Genomic DNA, 538 nt, shown 5'->3' with positions numbered 1-538 from the left:
TGCAGACCAAACCAACCTACTTGCATTGAATGCTGCAATCGAGGCTGCACGCGCAGGTGAATCTGGTCGTGGTTTTGCTGTAGTGGCCGATGAAGTTCGCACACTGGCACAGCGTACACAGGAATCGACAACAGAAATTCGCAGCATGATTGAACAGCTACAAACTGGTGCTTCTTCGGGGGCAAGCGCAATGCATCAAAGCAAAGGCAGTGCTGTAGAAGCGGTAGAAAAAGCCGATTTGGCGAATGATGCGCTACAACGCATTCGTGATGCGATTCAACGTATCTCAGACATGAACTTGCAAATCGCCTCTGCGGCAGAAGAGCAAAGCCTTGTTGCGGAAGAAATCAACAACAACACGGTCAATATTAAAGACCTATCCACTCAAGTTGCTGATTCTGCAAACCGCACTAACGAAGCGATGCAATCTCAACACGACAATGTACGCAAGCAGGATGAAATCCTAAATCGCTTTACGGTTTAGGGCTTTCATCAACAAAAACAGCGAGCCTAGCTTATATACAGTAACTTAAAGGGT

At 47.0% G+C, this 538-nt stretch carries 1 protein-coding gene; it reads left to right on the top strand.

Features of this window, described 5'->3' with window-relative positions; genetic code table 11:
• Window positions 1-484, top strand: a 484-nt coding sequence (locus tag R7040_RS29490) for a methyl-accepting chemotaxis protein (RefSeq protein ID WP_318098055.1), incomplete at its 5' end; no start/stop codon positions are given.
• Window positions 485-538: the final 54 nt, after the last annotated feature.

The sequence above is a fragment of the Vibrio sp. 1069 genome (assembly GCF_033340555.1).
Note: the sequence above shows the minus strand (reverse complement) of the source record. Positions and strands in the feature narration are given on the sequence as shown.